This is a genomic window from Gordonia sp. DT219, from assembly GCF_049847065.1.
Lineage (GTDB): Bacteria > Actinomycetota > Actinomycetes > Mycobacteriales > Mycobacteriaceae > Gordonia.
The window spans coordinates 154,626-173,730 of the sequence record NZ_JBNCNR010000007.1; the positions used below are offsets into that span (position 1 = coordinate 154,626).

The following is a 19,105-nucleotide window of genomic DNA, read 5'->3' on the forward strand; positions in this document are numbered from 1 at the left end:
AATCTGAGTACGGGAGAATCTGGGTACGGGCGTTGCCACATATCTGTGACGTGGCGCATACTATGGCAGAGCGCGCGGAGGGACGAGCGGACCAACCATGGGAGAGTGTCGATGACCAAGCCTGCTGATGTGACCGGCACAACCGGGGGACATGTCTCCTCCGAGACGCATTCGATGACCGAATTGCTGGAGATCCAGCGCGCAGCCTTCCTGCGCGACGGTATCCCCGATGCGGCGACGCGCATCGACCGGATCACCCGGCTCTCGTCGCTGCTGCTCGATCACGCCGACGAGATCGCCGACGCGCTGACCATCGACTTCGGCTCCCGCCCGAGGGATCTCAGTATCGCTGCCGACATTGCCGGGTGCATGGTCGACCTCACCCACCAGCGGCGCGGGGTCCGGGAGTGGATGGCCGATGCGGTATCGGCGCGAGTCCAGGGCGCGCTCGGGTTCAAGCAGCGGGTCCGGCATGATCCGCTCGGGGTCGTCGGCATCATGGGCCCCTGGAACTTTCCCCTGCAGTTGACCTTCGTGCCCGCGGGTTCGGCGTTCGCTGCCGGCAACCGCGTGCTGATGCGCCCGTCCTCGATCACCGCGCGCACCACCGAGGTGATCGCTCGGCACGCGCCCGACTACTTCTCCATCGAGGAGCTCGCGGTCATCACGTCCAAGCACGGGGGCGGATCGGATTTCGCGAAGCTCAAGGTCGATCACCTGTTCTTCACCGGTTCCCCCGAGGTGGGTGCATCGGTGGCGCAGGAGGCCGGCAAGAATCTGGTGCCGGTGACCCTGGAACTCGGCGGCAAGAACCCGGCCGTCGTCGACGTCTCCGCCGACATCGACAAGGCCGCGACGATGCTCGCCGACGCCCGCATGGTCAACGGCGGTCAGGTGTGCCTGTGCCCCGACTACGTCTTCGTGCCGGAGGCCCGGCTCGGCGAGTTCACCGACAAGGTGATGGCGCGCTGGACCGCCAACTTCGCCACCATCTACGACAACCCCGAGTACACCTCGACCATCAACCAGAAGAACTACGACCGCATCATCGGTCTCATCGACGACGCGGTCTCGCTCGGTGCCGACAAGCGACAGGTGATCCCCGGCGGCGAGCCGCTGCCCTCGGCGGAGCGCCGAAAGATCCCGCCGACCCTGCTGACCGGCGTCAAGTCCGGCATGAAGATCACCGAGGACGAGGTGTTCGGCCCGGTGCTCACCGTCTACCCGTACCGCGACCTCACCGAGGCGATCAGCTACATCGCGAGCCACCCGCATCCGCTGACGATGTACTGGCGTGGCGACGACAACGACAACTTCGTGCGCCTCGCCGACAACACGCGCAGCGGGTCGATCATCAACGACTTCGCGCTGCACATGTTCGGCGCCGAACTCCCGTTCGGCGGTGTCGGGCGCAGCGGCATGGGCGCCTACCACGGCAAGACCGGCTTCGACACGTTCAGTCACGCACGCGCCGTGGCCTTTTCGACCATGCCGGTCAGCATCGCCGAGATGATGGCGCCGCCGTTCACCAATCGTGACAAGCGGATGACCAATCTTCAGATGAAGCTGTGGACCAAGCTCAATGCGCGCGCACAGAAGAAGGCGCGCAAACGCTGATCGCTCGCACCGCCACCCCCGTACCCAAGCACTTGCTAGGGTACGGGGGTGGCGTCACGTAACGGTACTTCTCGTCGCGACGAGCTGTTGACGACGGCGGGTCGGATGTTCGCCGAACAAGGGCTGCGCTCGACGACGGTGCGCGACATCGCCGACGCCGCCGGCATCCTTTCCGGCAGTCTCTACCATCACTTCGACTCCAAGGAGTCGATCGTCGACGAGATCCTGCGCGGCTTTCTCGACGGCCTGTTCACCCGGTATCAGCAGATCGCCGGCGCCGGGCTCTCCGCGGCACAAACGTTGCGGCAGTTGGTGATCGCCTCGTTCGAGTCGATCGACGCCGACCACAACGCGGTCGCGATCTACCAGGACGAGGCCAAACGCCTTGCACCGCAGGATCGTTTCGCCTACATCCGGGAGCGCAACACCGAATTCCGGTCGCTGTGGCATGCTGTGCTCGCGCGCGGGGTCGCCGACGGCGAGTTCCGCGCCGACCTCGACGTCGAACTCGTCTACCGCTTCTTGCGCGACACCGTGTGGGTGGCGGTGCGCTGGTACCGGCCCGGCGGATCGCTCTCGGTCGAGCGGATCGCCGACCAGTACCTGTCGGTCGTGCTCGACGGAATCCTGCCGCGCTGAGGGCGTTTCGGCCGGGCGCAGTCCTGGCGCAGCAGGGTTCTCACGCCTTGTCGAACACATCACCGGGCGACTGCGCCGCGGCGGCTCGTACGAGCCAGCGGCGCAACACGGCGGTGTCGGTGCAGGAATCGATGCGGTCACGCTCGGCGGCGGTGAGCTCGATGCCGCGGTCGGCGAGGAGGTCGTGGATTCCCTCGACAAGCCCCTCGGCGATGCCCTGGTTGTAGTAGCGGCGTGCGAAGTCACTCGTGTACCGCTCACCGGATGTCACTGTCACGAGTTCCTCCAAGTAGTCGCCGTCGTCGTCGGACAGGATGCTCAATACCAGGTCAGTGTAGTCACCGATCTCCGCCGTGTACTCCCCGAACGCCTGCACCAATCGAGCCAGCGTCTCCTTGGTGATCTCGTGGGTCAGCAAAGACAACACCGCCACCGGCGGATCGGTGTCCGGCGAAATGATCGGCACCTGCGCCGGACCGATGACGACCGGAATCACCTGCGACCGGCCGCCGAGCACGATCGGGGTTCGTGCCCACTCGGCCACCACGTCGGAGGCGCACACCACCATGAGCACAACCGGGCAGGCCAACCTCGATCGCAACGACACCACATACTCCGGCCAGACATACACCTTGGTGTCGTCGATGCTGCGTTGCACTTCGTCGACCACTCCCAGCAGTGGGCGGCCATCCGGGTCACGCACCGTCACCACCGAATCTGCCCGGCGCTCCTTGTGGGTGACCTCGGTCAGATCTGGAGATTCCAAGGTCGCCGAATCGTACTCGGGGACATCGAGATCGGTGAGAGCTGAGAGAACCTCGACCGGGAACGCCGGCTGACGGCGCACCAGGTCGATCAGAACCTCATGCTCATCCGACGGCATTCCGCAACGCTAGACCCGAAACCATCGACCACCGGAACCGCCATCCACAGGCACCTGCGCAGGATTTTCGGGCGGCTGGTGAATCCGGTGATCAGTGTCCGGTCGTGAAACGTTCCCGGTTGTGCTTGTGCTGTTCGATCTCGTCGACGAATGCCAGCGTGAAGCCGGCGCTCCGAAGATGACGATGTGTGTGCTCATGGCCGGGATCGCCGCGCTCACCGTAGCGCATTCCCGGCGGCGAGCGCAGAGATACGGCTGAGCAGCCGGGCGACACCGGTGATCGGCGGGGCGCCGCGGCGTCCGAACTCGTCTCGGCCGACGGCGCTGTGGATCGTCACGGGTGCGTCGTGTTCATAGAGCACGTCGATCGCGTACACGAAACGTTGTGCCGGTTCCCGCTCGCAGGATGACAGGTCGGGTACCTCGGTGATGGTCCACGATCGGTGGCGACGGACCAGGCGTAGATAATCGGTGGCGCCGAGAGGTCGGGCGCACAGCTCGCCGAATCGCACCCCGAGATGGTCGGGGCCGGCATCCCAGGCGAGCAGCGACCGGCCGTCGAGCCGCACCTCGACGCCGGGGCGAGACTCGGCCGCATGCTCCGTCGAGACCGGCGGCGTCACGATCCACCGCCCCGACGCGAAACCCGACTCATGGTGTGCGTGGGTGCGATAGTCCGTGCCCGCATCGAGTTCGATTACCCGGCAGTGCGTTTCGATCAGCCCGATGGTCGGGATGAAGGTGTGATGCATCAAGGGATTCGGCATCAGATCCGGCGGTCGGCAATTGGAGCTGAGGACGACCCGGACACCACGTCGAATCGCGGTCTCGAGCAGTCGGTGGACGAAGATGCCGTCGGCGCGGTCATCGACGTTCAGTTCGTCGAAACACAGTAGACCGACGCCGGACAGCAGGTGATCGACCGCGCCGGCGAGGCCGTGGTGCTCACGGATCAACACGTGCAGATCCCTGGCGAATTCATGCCAGTGCACACGCATGACAATTCCGGTCGGAAGCGCTGCCGCACAGGTGTCGAGCAGCCAGGTCTTGCCGGTGCCGGGCGGACCGACCAGGTAGACGTTCCCGGTGCCGGAGAGCGCGTCGACAGCATGCAATTGGGCGGCATCGAGGAAGAAGCCGGCATCCTGTGCGGTGCGCCGAAAGGCTTCTGGATCGATGACCGCCCGGTGAACCCGCCTGGTCGGTAACAAGCCCATGCCGCGAACTCTACCAATGTAGAGTCCGCCGATGGACGCCGATAGGATGTGAGTCATGCCTCGTCCGGGTCGCCGTCTGTTGATCGCCGACGCCGCAATCGAACTCGCTGCCGCCGGTGGCAACCACGCGGTCACGCACCGGGCGATCGATCAACATCTCGGCTTGCCCAACGGGTCGACCTCGTACTACTTCCGCACGCGGGACAGGCTGATCGCCGCGGCAGCGGATCGATTGATCGCCGTGTCGCAGGGCGCTTTCAGCAGGCTCACCGGCAGCGCGGACCGACCGCCGATCGAGGTGATCGCCGACTACACCACCGAACTCGTGACCGAGCGCCGCGCCGAGGTACTCGCCCGTCAGGCGCTGCTACTCGAGACCGGTTTGTCGGCGGATGTGCACGAGCGGCTGGCCCGGTGCTTCTTCTCGGTGCCGGCGGCCACCGCACTCATGGCGGGTAGGCCGGCACCGGCGGTCGCCGCGAATCAGTTGATCACGGTCCTCGAGGGAATCGTGTTCGCCCACACCCAGGGCGCCGATGCTACGAGGACGCGTGGGCGCCGACGTGCGATCCGCGGTCTCCTCGCCGATACCTGCCCGCATCTGGTCGATGCCGAATAGCTCTGTCCGGAAGGGAAAGTCAGCCCAGCGCGCCCAGCGCCTTGAGCCGTTCGTGTGCCTGGGACATGATCGTCTGGACCAGATCGTTGCAGCTGGGCAGGTCCTCGATCATGCCGACCACCTGCCCGGAGGCCAGTACGCCGGCATCGGTGTTGCCCTCGACGAGACCGGCGCGCAACAACATCGGGGTGTTGCCTGCCATGATGATCTGCTGCCAGGTGCGCTCACCCGAGCGGCGCATCGCCCGTCCGTCGCGCAGCATCGCGGTCCAGCGCATCCCGGTCAGCTGCTTGAACTCGTTGGCGTTTCGGGCGGCGGCGACCAGAGCCGTCACGGCATTACCGCTTTCGAGCGCCTCGACCAGCGGGGTGCGCAGCACACGATGCGGCATCCCGTCGACCTTGCGGGACACCACAGTGTCGGTCAGGCCACGCCCGAGGTACTGCTGCTTCACCGAGTCGGGTACCGCAGAGTCGGAGGTGAGGAGGAATCGGGTGCCCATCGCGACGCCCGCGGCTCCGTAGGCCAGTGCGGCGGCGAGCCCACGGCCGTCGAAGAATCCGCCGGCCGCCACCACCGGCATGTCGAAGCCGTTGTCGGACAGTCCGTCCAATACCGAAGGCAACAGCAAGGTGGTCGCCACCGGGCCGGTGTGGCCGCCCCCCTCGCCGCCCTGCACGATCACCGCGTCGGCACCCCAGGACGCCACCTTGACCGCATGTTTGGCCGCGCCGATCGACGGGACGACCACCACGCCGTGGTCCTTGAGCTTGGCGATCAGATCCTGCTTGGGGGCGAGCGCGAACGACGCGACCTTCACCTGCTCCCGGATCAACAGGTCGATGCGCTGCGGCGCGTCGGTGGCGTCGGCGCGGATGTTGACCCCGAAGGGCTTGTCGGTCAACGACTTCGTCTTCGCGATCGCCGCGACGAGTTCGTCGTAGGTCATCGTCGCCGATGCGAGGATGCCCAGACCGCCGGCATTGGACGTGGCGGCGGTCAACGACGGCCCGGACACCCAGCCCATCCCGGTCTGCACGATCGGGTACTCGATGCCGACGAGTTCGGTGAAGCGCGTCGGCAGCGCGGCCGCGCGGGCCGGCGACGGTTGACCGGCGGTGTCGTTCACCTGACCTCCCGGTTCCGAACACCCTTGGGATCGAGCACATCCCGGATCAGCTCCAGCTCGGCATCCGACGGCGCCCGCGTCTGCGGTGCGGTGTCGAGTCCGGCGACCTCGAACGACGTGTTGTCTGCGACCTCGCGAGCATCGACACCCGGATGCAGCGACAGTGCGCGCATGGTGTGGTCGGGGCCGCCGAAGTCGAAGGCACCGAGATTGGTGACGACCCGATGGATGTCGACGTCGTCGAAGGCCGGGTTGCCGGGATCGACCTTGTCGAAGCCGATTCCGGACACGATGTCGACCGCCTCGCCGAACACCCGGGCCGAATGCCGTGCCACCCAATAGCTCGTCGGGTGATTGATCGTGTTGCCCGGTGCGCCCCGCACCCCGAACATCTGCCGCGTCGGCTGCTGCAACGGTCCGAATGCCGACAGATTCTGATTGCCGAATCGGTCGATCTGATTGGCACCCATGACCACGTGACGCCGCCCCGACGCTACGACGTCGAACACCTTGGAGAACGGCATCCACCCCTCGATGGGACCCGTCCTCCCGATCGGCGGCGTGTCGGCGAGGATCAGCGCCTCACCGTCGGTGATCAACAGATCCGGTTCGAACGTCAGTCGCGCCAGCCGGGCGCCCAGCAGCGGGATCGGCGCCATCGGCGACGCCATGATCTCGCCTGCGCCGCGGAAGATCTCGGCACACGCGATCACGCAGTGTTCGGCCCGGGTGATCTCGGTTGTCGCGGTGGTCATTCGGCGTCCTCCTGCTCGGCGCGCCAGGTGGTGACCTCGCGCTGGTACGTCGGCTCGTCGACCTCGAGGAACCGGGCCCGGAACGCGGCCCACGCGTCGGGGTCCTTGGCCGATTCCACATAGAACCGCTGGAATGCCTCGTCACGCGGATAGCCGCGGCCTTCCTCGCCGGCACCTGCGTCACCGGCGAAGGTGAAGTGCGCGCCGGCGGGGGTGTGTACCACCCGGTCGACGTTCATCCGGTTGAGCAGCAACCGTTGGGTGGGAACGGATTTCACGAGCACATCGGTCGAGACGAGCTGGTCGGTCTCCACGAACCGGCGTTGTGCGGCCGCACAGAACAGGTCGTCCATGTACGGGTCGACGCCGGTGTAGGCGGCGTTGCCGCGCGGATCGGCCAGGTCCAGGTGGACGAAGGCGGCGTCGAGTCGCAATGCGGGCATGGCGATCAGGGTCTGACGGCGCCCGTCGGAGTCCCGATACGGCGATTCGACGGTCCGCAGCTCGCCGTCCCAGAAATTCGACACATCCGAGCCGAGTCCCGCCCGGATCGGCAGGAAGGGCAGGCGGGACGCGGCGGCCTGCAACCCGCACCGGATCATGCCCTCGTCCATCTCGCGCGCCTCGATGGTTCCGGTGGTGCGGGCGTGGGCGAACCACGGATCGTAGAACGGTGCGGAATCCAGCGACACGAATCCGTAGTAGGCGCGGCGTACCTTGCCTGCGGCGCAGAGCAATCCGAGATCCGGCCCACCATAGGTGACGACGGTCAGATCGGTGACCGACGAGCGGGCCAGCGCGCGCACCAGGGCCATCGGCTTGCGTCGCGACCCCCAGCCGCCGATGCCGATCGTCATCCCGTCGGCGAGCTCGCCGATCACATCGTCGAGCGTGCTGGTCTTGTCCTTGGGTGCAACGGGATTCACTGTTGCGGTCATCTAGGCGCGTCCCCCTGTGTTGAGTGCTTTTCCGGTGGCGACAAAGGCGTCCCGGTGTTCGTCGGCCACCCCGGCCAGGTTCAGCTCGAAGGTGTAGCCCTGTTCGAGGCGATAGCTGGTCTTCACGTCGACGGGGTCGATGTGGTTGATCGCGGCCTTCGCGGCCCGGATCACCCGGGTGTCCTTGGCGGCGATCTGTTCGGCGACCTCGGCGGCGGCGTCGTCGAGCTCGTCGCCCGGCACCACGCGGTACACGGATCCGAAGTGCAGCAACTGTTCTGCGGTCACGTTCTGCGCCGTGTAGTACAGCGTGCGCATCATGTGCTGGGGGACCAGCCGCGCGAGATGCGTTGCCGCACCGAGAGCTCCGCGGTCCACCTCCGGCAGGCCGAAGACCGCGCCCTCGGCGGCGACGATCACATCGGCGTTGCCGACCAGGCCGATCCCGCCGCCGACACAGAATCCGTTGACGGCGACGACCACCGGCACCGCACAGTCGTAGACCGCGCCGAAGGCGGCGGCACACCCGTGGTTGGCGGCGATCAGCGCGTCGAATCCTTCGCTCGCCTGCATCTCCTTGATGTCGACGCCGGCGTTGAACCCGCGCCCCTGCGCGCGCAGCACCACCACATGTGTCGCCGGGTCGGCCCCGGCGGCGGTGATGGTGTCGGCGAGCTCGAACCATGCCGTCGACGGCAGTGCGTTCACCGGCGGGTAGTCGACGGTGACGGTGACGACTCCGGTGTCGGTGCGGGAAGTGGTGATCGGCACGCGTGCTCCTCTCGGCAAGGCGTCCAATGAACCAACCAAGCAATTGCTTGGTTGTTTGGTAGAGTAGCACCCATGACGACGACGGCGCAGGTCCCCGAGCGGCCTGCCGGCCTCCCGAGCGGGTTCGACCTCGGGCTGGCCGGGCGGGTCGTGCTGGTGACCGGTGGCGCACGCGGCATCGGACTCGGCATCGTGCGGACGCTCGCCGACCTCGGTGCCATCCCGGTCGCGTGCGCGCGACATTCCGGAGATGGGATCGAAACGATCACGGCAGCAACATTTCTCCCGTGTGACGTGCGCAACGAGGAAGCCGTGACCGCCACCCTGGAGCGCATCGTCGACACCCACGGCCGCATCGACGGCGTCGTCAACAACGCCGGTGGGTCGCCGTTTGCACTCGCCGCCGACGCCTCGTCGCGCTTCACGAGCAAGATCGTCGAACTCAACCTGCTCGCCCCGCTGATCGTGGCCCGCGCCGCACACGCGATCATGCGCGATCAGGAATCCGGCGGGGCGATCGTGAACGTCTCCAGCGTCAGCGGGCACCGCGCGTCACCGGGCACCTCGGCCTACGGAGCGGCCAAGGCCGGACTCGACAACCTGACCGCCTCGCTCGCCGTCGAGTGGGCGCCGCAGGTTCGCGTCAACTCCGTCGTCGCCGGACCCGTCGAGACCGAGCAGGCACACCTGCACTACGGCGACGACGCCGGCGTGGCCGCGGTCGGCGCGACCATCCCGATGGGCCGGATGGCACGGCCCGCCGACATCGGGTCCGCGGTGGCATTCCTGTTGTCACCGCTGGCCGCATACATCACCGGCGCCACGCTGACGGTCGACGGAGGCGGCGAGAAACCGGCCTTTTTGGATGCGGCCAATGCCGGCAACGACATCTGAATTCGTAGAAGGAGCAACAACAGTGGGAGACAACGCGTCCAACGCCGGCCGGGTGGTCGTGGTGACCGGAGCCGGGCAGGGCATCGGCCGGGCACACGCCCTGGCCTTCGCCGCCGACGGCGCCAAGGTGGCGGTCAACGATTTCGTCCCGGACGCCGCCGAGGCGGTCGCCGAAGAGATCCGGGCGGCCGGCGGTACCGCGGTCGCCGTATCCGGCGACGTCGCCGACTGGGCGAGCGCCGAGGGCATCGTCGCCGCGGCGATCGAGGAGTTCGGGGCGCTCGACATCCTGGTCAACAACGCCGGATTCGTCCGCGACCGCATGCTGGTCTCGATGTCCGAGGACGAGTGGGACGCCGTGATCCGGGTGCACCTGAAGGGCCACTTCGTCATGCTGCGGCATGCCGCCGCGTACTGGCGTGCGCAGGCGAAGGCCGGTGCGCCGCGCGCGGCGCGCGTGGTCAACACCGCATCCGGTGCCGGCCTCTATGGTTCGGTGGGACAAGGCAATTACGTCGCCGCGAAGGCCGGGATCGCCGCGCTCACCGTGCAGGCGGCCGCCGAGATGGCCGGCTACGGCGTGACCGTCAACGCTATTGCGCCGGCCGCCCGCACCCAGATGACACTCGGCGCCGGCGAGGCGATGGCCGCGCAGATGGCCGCCCCCGACGACGGCTCGTTCGACGCGATGGATCCGGCCAACGTCTCGCCGCTGGTGCTGTGGCTGGCCTCGCCGGAGTCGGTCGAGGTCACCGGGCGGGTCTTCGAGGTCGAGGGCGGCAAGATCTCGATCGCCGACGGCTGGCAGCGTAGCGTCGAGCGTGACAAGGGTGAGCGCTGGGAACCGTCCGAGCTCGGTCCGGTGATCGCCGAGATCATCGCCAAGGCGCCGGTTCCGATGCCGGTGTACGGCGCGCGCTGAGCCCACGATCTCGTACATCAAAGCCTGGGGGAGTGCCATGACCGATTCCGTGGAGTCCGATTCCGTGGCGGGCGGCCGGGTGGCCGCCGCGAAGGCCTATGTCGACGCGCTGGTGAGCCACGATGCGAGCGCAGTGTCGCTGCATCCCGACTGCACGCGTGTCGAATTGGGCGTCAAGACCGGCCGCAACGGCCCGCATATCGCGCGCAGCCTCGAGCGTGGGCCGCAATTCCGGCTGATCTACCGGGTCAGCGGCTTCGAGGCGACGGTCGACGGGCACAGCGTGTCCACGCGCTACCTCGTGCACGTGCGGCCCAAGACGCTGAAGCTGGCCGCGCCCGTGTCGGAGACTTTCGTCATCGACGAGGACAACCGCATCCGGGCGATCGTGGCCCGGTTCGGGCCGCCCCGACGTGTCGGTTGAATTCTGGCGAGCCGTGTCGGTTGAATCAAGGCGGGCCGTGTTGGTTGAATTCAGGCGGGCCGAGCAGATCTCAGGCGCCCGGCGCGCGCACCACCATCGGTACACCGGGAAAGTACGCGGCGATCTCCGTGCGTGACTTGCGCAGGGCCGCGGTGCCATATCCGCGCTTGCGGTACTCCGGATGAATCCAGATCCGGACGTCCACCTCGCCGGAATTCTGTTCGCCGAACACGAAGCCCACCTTGGCATCTCCTTCGATGGCGACGAACCATACGGCTTCCTCGTCGTCGACGCGGGCGATGGCCTTGCGTAGTTCTTCGTCGAGATCGCCGGCCGGTGCGCCCGAACCGTCGCCCGCGACCCCGAGTTCGGCGGTGCGGACGGAAAACAGGTCGGCATCGTCCTCGCGGGAGAACGGCCGCAGATCAAGCGTGTCGCCACTGCTGGCGGGGCGCTCGGCGAGCGTGAAGGTCAGTGCCGAGTTCAGGTCGTCGAGTTCGGCCTGATTGCGGCGCCGCTCGTCCTTGGTGAGTTGATCGAGCTTCATGTCGAGTACGGCCTCGGCGCCGAGCCGGGATTTGCCGAGGAGCTCGGCGATCGCCGAGACCGCGTCGTCGTGGTTGTCGGCGTCGACGATGGTGTCGAGGACCTCGTGGCGCCGCTGCAGCGCGGTCAGCAACGCGTCGGTGATGTCGCGGCGAGTGGTCGCTTGGTCCAGATCAGTCATGGTCCGATCCTAGTTCTCGTTCGGGCGGAGCAATAGGGTTCGTGTGTGAAACACGTTCGAGTTTCGGTGATCGCCCGATGGGGCATCGTAATGGCACGTCAACCACGAGTTATGGGAAGCACCCTTTCGCGGTTCTGTAACACGTTCTAGTCTGTTGCCATGACTGTGGACAACTCTGAGACCGAATATGACCCCCTGCGCAGCGGGGTACACCTCGGCGATCTCATGGTCGCGGCTCTGCGACGGCACCGCAACCACAAGGTGCTCGAGATCGGCGACGCCGAACTGACCGGCGGCCAGATGGCCGATGCGGTCAGCCGCTATGTGCAGGCGTTCGATTCGCTTGGCGCGGGAGCGGGGACCGCGGTCGGGTTGCTTGCACTCAATCGACCGGAGGTGCTGCTGGTGATCGGCGCCGGGCAGACCCAGGGCTGGCGCCGCACCGCCCTGCATCCGCTCGGTTCACTCGACGACCACGCCTACGTCCTCGCCGACGCCGGGGTGACCACCTTGGTGATCGACCCGATACCGATGTTCGTCGAGCGTGCGGTGGGCCTCATCGAGCGCGTGGACAGTCTCAAGCAGGTCCTCACCCTCGGGCCCGTACCGGCGGAACTATCGGCCTATGGCCGCGACGTCATCGCCGAGGCCGACACCTTCGCGCCGGTGCAACTGGCCGCCGCGCCGCTGCCGCCCGACCACGTCGTCTCGATCACCTACACCGGCGGCACCACCGGAAAACCCAAGGGCGTCATCGGAACCGCGCAGGCGATGGCGACGATGACCCAGATCCAGCTGTCGGAGTGGGAGTGGCCGGAGCGTCCGCGGTTTCTGATGTGCACCCCGCTCTCGCATGCGGGTGCGGCCTTCTTCGTGCCCACCCTCATGAAGGGGGGCACCATGATCGTGCTCGGAAAGTTCGATCCGGCGCAGGTGCTCGCGACCATCGAGGAGAAGAAGATCAGCGCGACGATGCTGGTGCCCTCGATGCTGTATTCGCTACTCGACCATCCGGACTCGAGGACGCGCGACCTGTCCTCGCTGCAAACCGTGTATTACGGTGCGTCACCGATCAATCCGGTCCGGCTCGCCGAGGCCATCGAACGATTCGGGCCGATCTTCGCGCAGTACTACGGGCAGTCCGAGGCGCCGATGGCGATCAGCTATCTCGGCAAGCACGACCACCCGCAGCCGGGTGACGACCCGCGTCGTCTCTCCAGTTGTGGCCGCCCGTCGGCGTTTCTGCGGACCGCGCTGCTCGGACCCGACGACACGCCGGTCGCGCAAGGCGAGCCCGGTGAGATCTGCGTCGCCGGACCGCTTCTCGCGGGCGGCTATTGGGGGCTGCCGGAGCAGACCGCCGAGACCTTCCGCGACGGCTGGCTGCGAACCGGCGACATCGCGCGTGAGGACGAAGACGGGTTCTACTACATCGTCGACCGCACCAAGGACATGATCGTCACCGGCGGCTTCAACGTCTTTCCGCGTGAGGTGGAAGATGTTGTCGCCGAACACCCCTCGGTTGCGCAGGTCGGCGTGATCGGAGTGCCCGACCCGAAGTGGGGGGAGGCGGTCACCGCCGTCGTCGTGCTGCGTGCCGACGCCGGCGCCGACGACGACGCCAAGGCGACGATCACCGGCGAGATCCAGGACGCGGTCAAGAGCCGCAAGGGTGCGGTGCAGTCCCCCAAGCAGGTGATCTTCGCCGAGTCACTGCCGTTGACCGGTCTGGGCAAGCCCGACAAGAAGGCGCTGCGTGCGCAGTTCTGGGAATCTGCCGGGCGCTCGGTGGGCTGAGTCCGCAACCGCCGGCGATCCGTTCAGCAGTCGCAACCGCAGCAGTCGCAGCAATCGCCGCAGTCGCAGTCGCAACAATCGCTGCCATCGCAGCACGGCTCCTTGAACTTGTCGCTGCAATGGTTCCAATGATCGGCGCAGCATGCCTTTCCCATACATGCGGAGGCCAGAAACGGGCCGATCCGGTCGGCGAATCCGCGGTTCGGCGGGAATGGCGGGGGATAGGGCCAGGACTGCGGATACTCCGGTGGGCGGTACGGGGGCCACTGCGTCCGGGCATGCGTCCGTTGCGCGATCGCGTGCCGCAACCCGTCGAGCAGCACCGCCCGCAGCAGTCGGTCGTCACCGAGATGCAAACGGGTGTACCGGGTGCCGATCGCAGTGACGAGGCGACGGCAGTCGGATAGTGCCGAATCGACGTCGGTACCGCTGGCACGCAACGGATTGAACGCGCCGGCCAGCGCGTCGGAATGGTAGTCGTCGACAGCGTCGAGCAGATGTGCGATCCGGCCGAAGTCAGATCCCATGGTGGCGAGGTCCGCGCGGTTCGCCGGCACGTCGGCGGCATCGGCGGTCGCCGCGAACACCTCGGCGCATGCCTGTGCGGTGGGCCCGGTGAGCTCGTCGAGACAGGTTGTGGTGCACTCGATCTCGGCCTGCCGGTCCAGGGTGGCGAGGATGGTGTCGACGTCTGGGCCCCCGTCGGCGGCGGCCGATCGACGCAGCAGCGGCGACGCGGCGCGCGCAGCCAGCGTGGCAATCCGGGACGGTGGTGCCAGTCCGAGCTGTTGCTCGGCGCCGACGTCGCCGGCCTTGGCCGCGGCGAGCGTGAGCGAGGCGGTGGCGGCCAGGCGGATGCCCGGGTCGGCCGCAGCCACCACGGTGGCCGGGCGCATCCCACGCAGCGGGCACCGGCCCGCTCGGGTGGTGGATGCCTCGATGCCGCGTTGCGCCTCGGTCAGGATCGAGATCATCACCGCATCGGTGTTGGTGGTCAGCCGGGCCAGGTGGCCGTGGCCGTCGCGCAACGCCAGGCACAGCCCGCACATGTGCGCACGCCACTGGGCGGTGAGTTCGTCACCGAGCCGATGACGACATGGCGAGAGGACTCCGAACATTCCGTCATCCAAACATCGCAACGGACCGGATTCCAATCACACCCGGCCGACGTCGATCAGGTGGCCGACCCGAGCCGGGCGGTCACCGCGCGGTGATGATGTCGCAGGCGGTGTCCACGGCGGCTTCCGGCGCGGTGAGTTTTGCCGAGAGACGCTGCGCCGCCGCCCGAGCACGCTGTTCGGTCAGTACCGAGAGGTGCGCGGCACTCAAACGTGACAATCGAGTGCCGACGCCGGATCCCCAGCGGTGCACCGTGGCCGCCCACATCGGCTGGTCGGCGCTGAACCAGCCGACCACCGACGGGATTCCGGCGCGCAGCGCCGCGCCGGTCGTGCCGGCGCCGCCGTGATGTACTGCGCCCCGGCAATGTCTGAGCAACTCCTCGTGATCGACCATTCCCGCGACACGCAATAGCCGGGGGTGGTCGGCGAGCTCGGTGTCGGTGTGCGCGATCACCCGTAGGCCACGGCTCAGCAGGTCGCCGACGATGAATTCGATTCGCTCATCAGGGGTTCGCATGCTGCCGAAGCCGACGTACACCGGGGCCGGCCCCGCGTCGGCAAAGGCGACGACCTCGTCGGTGCGTCCGGTGCCGCAGTTGATGGCCGACCGGGTCTCCTTGTCCGGCACCAGGAATCCGATCACCGGGCGCCGCGGCCCCCACTCGCGGGCCAGACCGGGGAACAGTGATCCATCGTAGGCCTGGATCTCGGGAACCCCGGCGGCCCGCAATCGCCTGCGCAGGGTCCGCCGGTCGGTCGGCAACCCGAGACGTGCGCGTAGCGCGCCATCGGTGCCGCGGGTGGACAGCCACATCAGGCGGTCGGCAAGCGTCCACGTCGTCAGTGAAACCGTCGGCGGCAGAGAGTGGTAGAGCGGCGATACCGAGTGTGACGGGCGGATGGGGCAATAGTGCAGAGGGACGAAGGCGATCCGGCGGCTCTCGGCAATGGACGCGGCACGATCCTGGGCGAGGAGGCCGGTGGCGAGAACATCGGAGTCGTCGGCCAACTCGCCCATCACCCGTTCCGACTCGTCGGCCCCGTAGGCGCCGACCTCGCGCAATGCATGTAGCCGTACCCGGGGATTCTTCGATTTGAGATCTTCCTGGATCAGTGGACTCCTCAACAGATCGGCAGTCGAGGGGCACAGCGCCGACGTCGCGATCCCGGTCCGCGCGATCGGTTCGACGAGGTCCTCGGCAACGGCCAGGCGGACCCGGTGACCGCGGCGCACCAGCTTGGCGGCGACCGCCACCGCCGGTTGCACGTCCCCGCGGCTGCCATGAAGAGCGAAAGCGATCTTCATGCGCCCCAACTCCTTCCGTTGAGCCTCCAATTCTTCAGCTCATCCCGGATGAGTGTGGACAGCGACTGCTGGTCGGGGATGCGGCCCGGGTCGAGCGAGGTCACCGCAAGACCGGCCGTCTCCGGACCGAGGCAGAACCAGCCGCTGATCCCGCCGCCCAACGAGGCCAGCTCGGCCGGCGACGAGTCGGTGACCGCGCGCACCGCCACCGTGGCGTCGACACCACTGCCCAGGCCGGTGAAGTCCGCCGACAACTGCCCGAGATTGGATGCCAGACACAGCGGGGTCGACTGGTTGGCGGCCAGCCGGCGTACCAGCCCGTCGCCGAGCGACTGGGCGACGATCGACAGGTGTCCCAGCGTCGACGTGCGGTCGGCGACGCCGCCATAGGCGGACCTACAGGCCGCCCGGATCGGTGTGAGGTCGAGGTACCGCCCGTCGGAGATCTCGATGGCCGCACTGGTTCCGGTGGTGGCGTTGGCCTTTCGGTCGCCGTCCGGATGCATCGACACCGGAAGCGACACCGGCACGACGTCACCCGGCGAGACCAGTCCGGCGCGTTCGAGCAGGCCGACCATGATGCCGACGAACAAGGCGTTCGGGGTGCCGTTCGTCCGGTCGGCGACTGCGATGAATTCGTCGGCGGCAATGGTGAGGAGCACGCTGGGTGTCTGGTCCGCGGACGCGGCGGTGGCGGTGTCGGCGCCGGTGGTCTGCACCGGATCGCCGGTGGCAGTCGTCGGCGCGGCGGTGCGGCCATCCCGGCGACTCCGCAGTGCAGCCACCGTCAGTCGCGCCGCGGCGAGAGCCGCCGCGGTCGCGGTCCGCATGCCGTCGGCGATGTCGTCGGTCCACCGGGACCGGTCGATGCGGGTGTCGAATTCGGTTCCGCGGACGGCTTCTTCGACGGCGGTCACCACCGACCAGCCATCGCCGACGGCATGCGCCACGATCAGCGACACATAGGTTGCCCGCCCGTCGGCGGAGTAGGCGGCGCTCAGGCGCCACGCCGGTCCGCGCACACTGTCGACGCCGCGATCTGCCTGGTGTTGTGCCCAGGCGGTCGCGGCACCCTCGCCGACCGGCGCGGACTCGAACACATCGGTGCCGGCCGCCTCGGTGTAGTGCCAGGCGTCGCGGCACGGTGCGGGCCGTCGCCGCACCACCCGGGACAAGCGGCCCTGACGCAGGCGATCGGCGAGGCCGGCAAAGTTCTCGGCACTGAGCCGGCCATCGAGCCGCCACACCGCCTGATTGATGACACCGACACCGAGAGCGTGTTCCATCCGCACGAACAGGTCGTCGTCGGTGGTCAGTCGCTCGGGCCTTTGTTGTTGCGCGGCAGCATGTTCAGAGGTGCCGCGCGCGGCGGTGTGGTGTGCGGCCGGGACAGGCATGATCGGTCTCCCTACCGGGTGCTCCGGGATCGTCAGGTCAGAGACGTGCGAGATATGCGCGCAGGGTCAGCGGGGCGAAGATGGCCAGGATCGCGCAACTTCCCAGCAGGGTCCAGCCCACGTCGGCCGTGAACTGCCCGTGGTTTGCCAGCGCACGAAACGACGAGATGAGATGGGAGATCGGGTTGATGTCGGCGATCACCCGAAGCCACCCCGGCATCGTCGAGGTCGGTACAAATGCGTTGGACGTGAACGTCATCGGCATCAGGATCAGCATGGATATGCCCTGAATCGCCGAGACCTTGTTGAGCAACACACCCATCAGGGCGAAGATCCAACTCAACGAGAACGCCGAGAACACGACCAAGATCATCCCGAGGATGACGCCGAGCGGGCTGGTCGGCCGATACCCGATCGCCAGGCCGACGACCAACGAGACCGTCGTCGCGATGACGTAGCGCAAGGTATCGGCGATCAGCAGTCCGGCCAGTGGTGCGATGCGCGCGATGGGCATCGACACGATCCGGTCGAACACCCCGCTGTCGATGTCCTCGCGCAGCTGGGTGCCGGTGACGATGGAGGTGGTCACCGAGACCGACACGAGCACGCCGGGAACCAACAGCTGCAAGTAGTTTCCGACCCCACCGGCCACCGCGCCACCGAAGATGTTCGCGAACAACACCGTGAACACGATCGGCACCACGATGACGTCGATCAGTCCTTGCGGAGAATGCCGCATCCGGAGCAGGCCACGCCGCGTCAACGCGCCGATCTGCCGCAGCGTCACCCCGGGCGGGATCCGATCGGTCGGGGTGATCGGCCATTCGATCCCTCCTGACCCGATCCCACCTGACTCGAGCCCGCCCGTGTCGCGGACCGCCGGGTACAAGTGGCCGGCGAGTTCGGTTGTGCGGCCGTCACTCATGACGCGTCCTGCATTCGCGGGTCCGCGTCACCGGTCAAGGCGAAGAACACGTCGTCGAGTGTCGGCCGCTGCACCGAGAATTCGACGATGTCGATCGAGGCGGACTCGAGTTCGGCGACGGCACGCGCGGCGAGCGCCGGATCGGTGATGGTTGCCGACAACCTGGCCTCGGTGGGCAATTCGACGACCTCGGTGGCCAGACAACGTCGGAGAAGCGTTGATGCGTCGTGGAGCCGGGCGGCGTCGCTGATCAGCACGTGCAGCGATTTGCTGCCGATGCGTTCCTTGAGGCTGTCGGCGGTGCCCTCGGCGACCACGTGCCCGGAATCGATGACGACGATGGAATCGGAGAGCTTGTCCGCCTCGTCGAGGTATTGCGTCGTCAGCAGCACAGTCGTGCCGCCGGCGACGAGTTCGCGAACCGCCTGCCACACCTGCGCCCGGGTCGTCGGATCGAGGCCGGTGGTCGGTTCGTCCAAGAACAGCAGCGGTGGCGCAGTGATCAGCGAACAGGCCAGATCGAGCCGCCTTCGCATGCCACCGGAGTATCCCGACACCGGGCGTCGCGCCGCATGCGTGAGTCCGAATTGCCCGATCAGCTCGTCCGCGCGGGAGCGGGCGCGCGGTTTGCGCAGGCCGCGCAATTCGGCGAAGAGCCGCAGGTTCTCCTGGGCGGTCAGGTCCTCGTCCAACGATGCGTACTGGCCGGTCAGCGCGACCAGAGAGCGCACCGCCGTGCCCTCGGTGGTGACGTCACGCCCGAAGACCCGGGCCCGGCCGCCGTCTGGGCGCAGGAGCGTTGCCAGCATCCGGACCGTCGTGGTCTTACCTGCACCATTGGTGCCCAGCAGCCCGCACACCGATCCGGTCGGTATGGACAACGAAACGTCGTCGACCGCGACCACCCGTCCGAACGTCTTTCGCAGGGACTCGGCCTCGATCGCTGTCGATGGCAGAACGACCATGCCGGGCTCCTTTCTCGATCCGCGTCAGCCCGTAGCCTACCGATGCCGGAGCCGGAGTC

19 protein-coding genes are annotated in these 19,105 nt (G+C 67.5%); 7 read left to right on the forward strand and 12 right to left on the reverse strand.

Annotated elements, in window-relative coordinates:
- Window positions 1-111: 111 nt before the first annotated feature.
- Both ACPXB3_RS11485 and ACPXB3_RS11490 read left to right on the forward strand, forming a co-directional pair.
- Complete coding sequence (locus ACPXB3_RS11485) at window positions 112-1,617, forward strand: aldehyde dehydrogenase family protein (protein ID WP_425727666.1); 1,506 nt, start codon at window positions 112-114, stop codon at window positions 1,615-1,617.
- A 48-nt stretch (window positions 1,618-1,665) separates the two neighbouring features.
- Window positions 1,666-2,256, forward strand: coding sequence for a TetR/AcrR family transcriptional regulator (locus ACPXB3_RS11490; RefSeq protein WP_425727667.1), 591 nt, complete (start codon window positions 1,666-1,668; stop codon window positions 2,254-2,256).
- A gap of 40 nt (window positions 2,257-2,296) precedes the next feature.
- Here the strand turns inward: ACPXB3_RS11490 and ACPXB3_RS11495 are convergent, their stop codons facing one another.
- Both ACPXB3_RS11495 and zapE read right to left on the reverse strand, forming a co-directional pair.
- The gene (locus ACPXB3_RS11495) at window positions 2,297-3,139 is read right to left on the reverse strand and encodes a hypothetical protein (RefSeq protein WP_425727668.1); all 843 of its coding nucleotides are present in this window, start codon (window positions 3,137-3,139) and stop codon (window positions 2,297-2,299) included.
- Window positions 3,140-3,354: 215 nt separating this feature from the next.
- On the reverse strand, window positions 3,355-4,356 hold the full coding sequence (gene zapE, locus ACPXB3_RS11500; protein WP_425727669.1) for a cell division protein ZapE: 1,002 nt from the start codon (window positions 4,354-4,356) through the stop codon (window positions 3,355-3,357).
- A 55-nt stretch (window positions 4,357-4,411) separates the two neighbouring features.
- Here zapE and ACPXB3_RS11505 point away from each other — a divergent pair, with 55 nt between their 5' ends.
- Window positions 4,412-4,975: a TetR/AcrR family transcriptional regulator gene (locus tag ACPXB3_RS11505; protein ID WP_425727670.1), complete on the forward strand. Its 564-nt coding sequence runs from the start codon at window positions 4,412-4,414 to the stop codon at window positions 4,973-4,975.
- A gap of 19 nt (window positions 4,976-4,994) precedes the next feature.
- Here ACPXB3_RS11505 and ACPXB3_RS11510 read toward each other — a convergent pair whose 3' ends face one another.
- From ACPXB3_RS11510 to ACPXB3_RS11525, 4 genes are read right to left on the reverse strand one after another with little or no spacing between them, the layout of a single operon-like run.
- Entirely contained in the window at window positions 4,995-6,104 is a 1,110-nt protein-coding gene (locus tag ACPXB3_RS11510) for an NAD(P)H-dependent flavin oxidoreductase (protein WP_425727671.1), read from the reverse strand.
- On the reverse strand, window positions 6,101-6,859 hold the full coding sequence (locus ACPXB3_RS11515) for a CoA-transferase subunit beta (protein WP_425727672.1): 759 nt from the start codon (window positions 6,857-6,859) through the stop codon (window positions 6,101-6,103). The genes ACPXB3_RS11510 and ACPXB3_RS11515 overlap by 4 nt, the downstream gene beginning before the upstream one ends.
- Window positions 6,856-7,797: a CoA transferase subunit A gene (locus ACPXB3_RS11520; protein WP_425727673.1), complete on the reverse strand. Its 942-nt coding sequence runs from the start codon at window positions 7,795-7,797 to the stop codon at window positions 6,856-6,858. Before ACPXB3_RS11520 ends, ACPXB3_RS11515 begins: the two co-directional genes overlap by 4 nt.
- Window positions 7,798-8,568 (reverse strand): enoyl-CoA hydratase family protein, encoded by a 771-nt coding sequence (locus tag ACPXB3_RS11525; protein ID WP_425727674.1) that lies wholly within the window; start codon window positions 8,566-8,568, stop codon window positions 7,798-7,800.
- A gap of 72 nt (window positions 8,569-8,640) precedes the next feature.
- On the opposite strand from ACPXB3_RS11525, the gene ACPXB3_RS11530 reads away from it, so the two are divergent.
- From ACPXB3_RS11530 to ACPXB3_RS11540, 3 genes are read left to right on the forward strand one after another with little or no spacing between them, the layout of a single operon-like run.
- Complete coding sequence (locus tag ACPXB3_RS11530; RefSeq protein ID WP_425706428.1) at window positions 8,641-9,462, forward strand: SDR family oxidoreductase; 822 nt, start codon at window positions 8,641-8,643, stop codon at window positions 9,460-9,462.
- Window positions 9,443-10,384, forward strand: a complete 942-nt coding sequence (locus tag ACPXB3_RS11535) for an SDR family oxidoreductase (protein WP_425727675.1) — start codon at window positions 9,443-9,445, stop codon at window positions 10,382-10,384. The genes ACPXB3_RS11530 and ACPXB3_RS11535 overlap by 20 nt, the downstream gene beginning before the upstream one ends.
- Window positions 10,385-10,421: 37 nt before the next feature.
- On the forward strand, window positions 10,422-10,808 hold the full coding sequence (locus ACPXB3_RS11540) for a hypothetical protein (protein ID WP_425706430.1): 387 nt from the start codon (window positions 10,422-10,424) through the stop codon (window positions 10,806-10,808).
- 70 nt (window positions 10,809-10,878) lie between these two features.
- Here ACPXB3_RS11540 and ACPXB3_RS11545 read toward each other — a convergent pair whose 3' ends face one another.
- Window positions 10,879-11,535: a GNAT family N-acetyltransferase gene (locus tag ACPXB3_RS11545; protein WP_425706431.1), complete on the reverse strand. Its 657-nt coding sequence runs from the start codon at window positions 11,533-11,535 to the stop codon at window positions 10,879-10,881.
- Between the two features lie 159 nt (window positions 11,536-11,694).
- Here ACPXB3_RS11545 and fadD8 point away from each other — a divergent pair, with 159 nt between their 5' ends.
- Entirely contained in the window at window positions 11,695-13,332 is a 1,638-nt protein-coding gene (fadD8, locus tag ACPXB3_RS11550; protein WP_425727676.1) for a fatty-acid--CoA ligase FadD8, read from the forward strand.
- 23 nt (window positions 13,333-13,355) lie between these two features.
- Here fadD8 and ACPXB3_RS11555 read toward each other — a convergent pair whose 3' ends face one another.
- From ACPXB3_RS11555 to ACPXB3_RS11575, 5 genes are all read right to left on the reverse strand, one after another.
- Window positions 13,356-14,450, reverse strand: a complete 1,095-nt coding sequence (locus ACPXB3_RS11555; RefSeq protein WP_425727677.1) for a DUF5685 family protein — start codon at window positions 14,448-14,450, stop codon at window positions 13,356-13,358.
- A gap of 82 nt (window positions 14,451-14,532) precedes the next feature.
- Window positions 14,533-15,759: a glycosyltransferase gene (locus ACPXB3_RS11560; protein WP_425727678.1), complete on the reverse strand. Its 1,227-nt coding sequence runs from the start codon at window positions 15,757-15,759 to the stop codon at window positions 14,533-14,535.
- Complete coding sequence (locus tag ACPXB3_RS11565) at window positions 15,756-17,156, reverse strand: hypothetical protein (RefSeq protein WP_425727679.1); 1,401 nt, start codon at window positions 17,154-17,156, stop codon at window positions 15,756-15,758. Before ACPXB3_RS11565 ends, ACPXB3_RS11560 begins: the two co-directional genes overlap by 4 nt.
- Before the next feature lie 37 nt (window positions 17,157-17,193).
- Window positions 17,194-18,081, reverse strand: a complete 888-nt coding sequence (locus ACPXB3_RS11570; protein WP_425727680.1) for an ABC transporter permease — start codon at window positions 18,079-18,081, stop codon at window positions 17,194-17,196.
- A complete protein-coding gene (locus tag ACPXB3_RS11575) occupies window positions 18,078-19,046 on the reverse strand; it encodes an ATP-binding cassette domain-containing protein (RefSeq protein ID WP_425706437.1) in 969 nt (322 codons plus the stop codon). The genes ACPXB3_RS11570 and ACPXB3_RS11575 overlap by 4 nt, the downstream gene beginning before the upstream one ends.
- Between the last annotated feature and the right edge of the window lie 59 nt (window positions 19,047-19,105).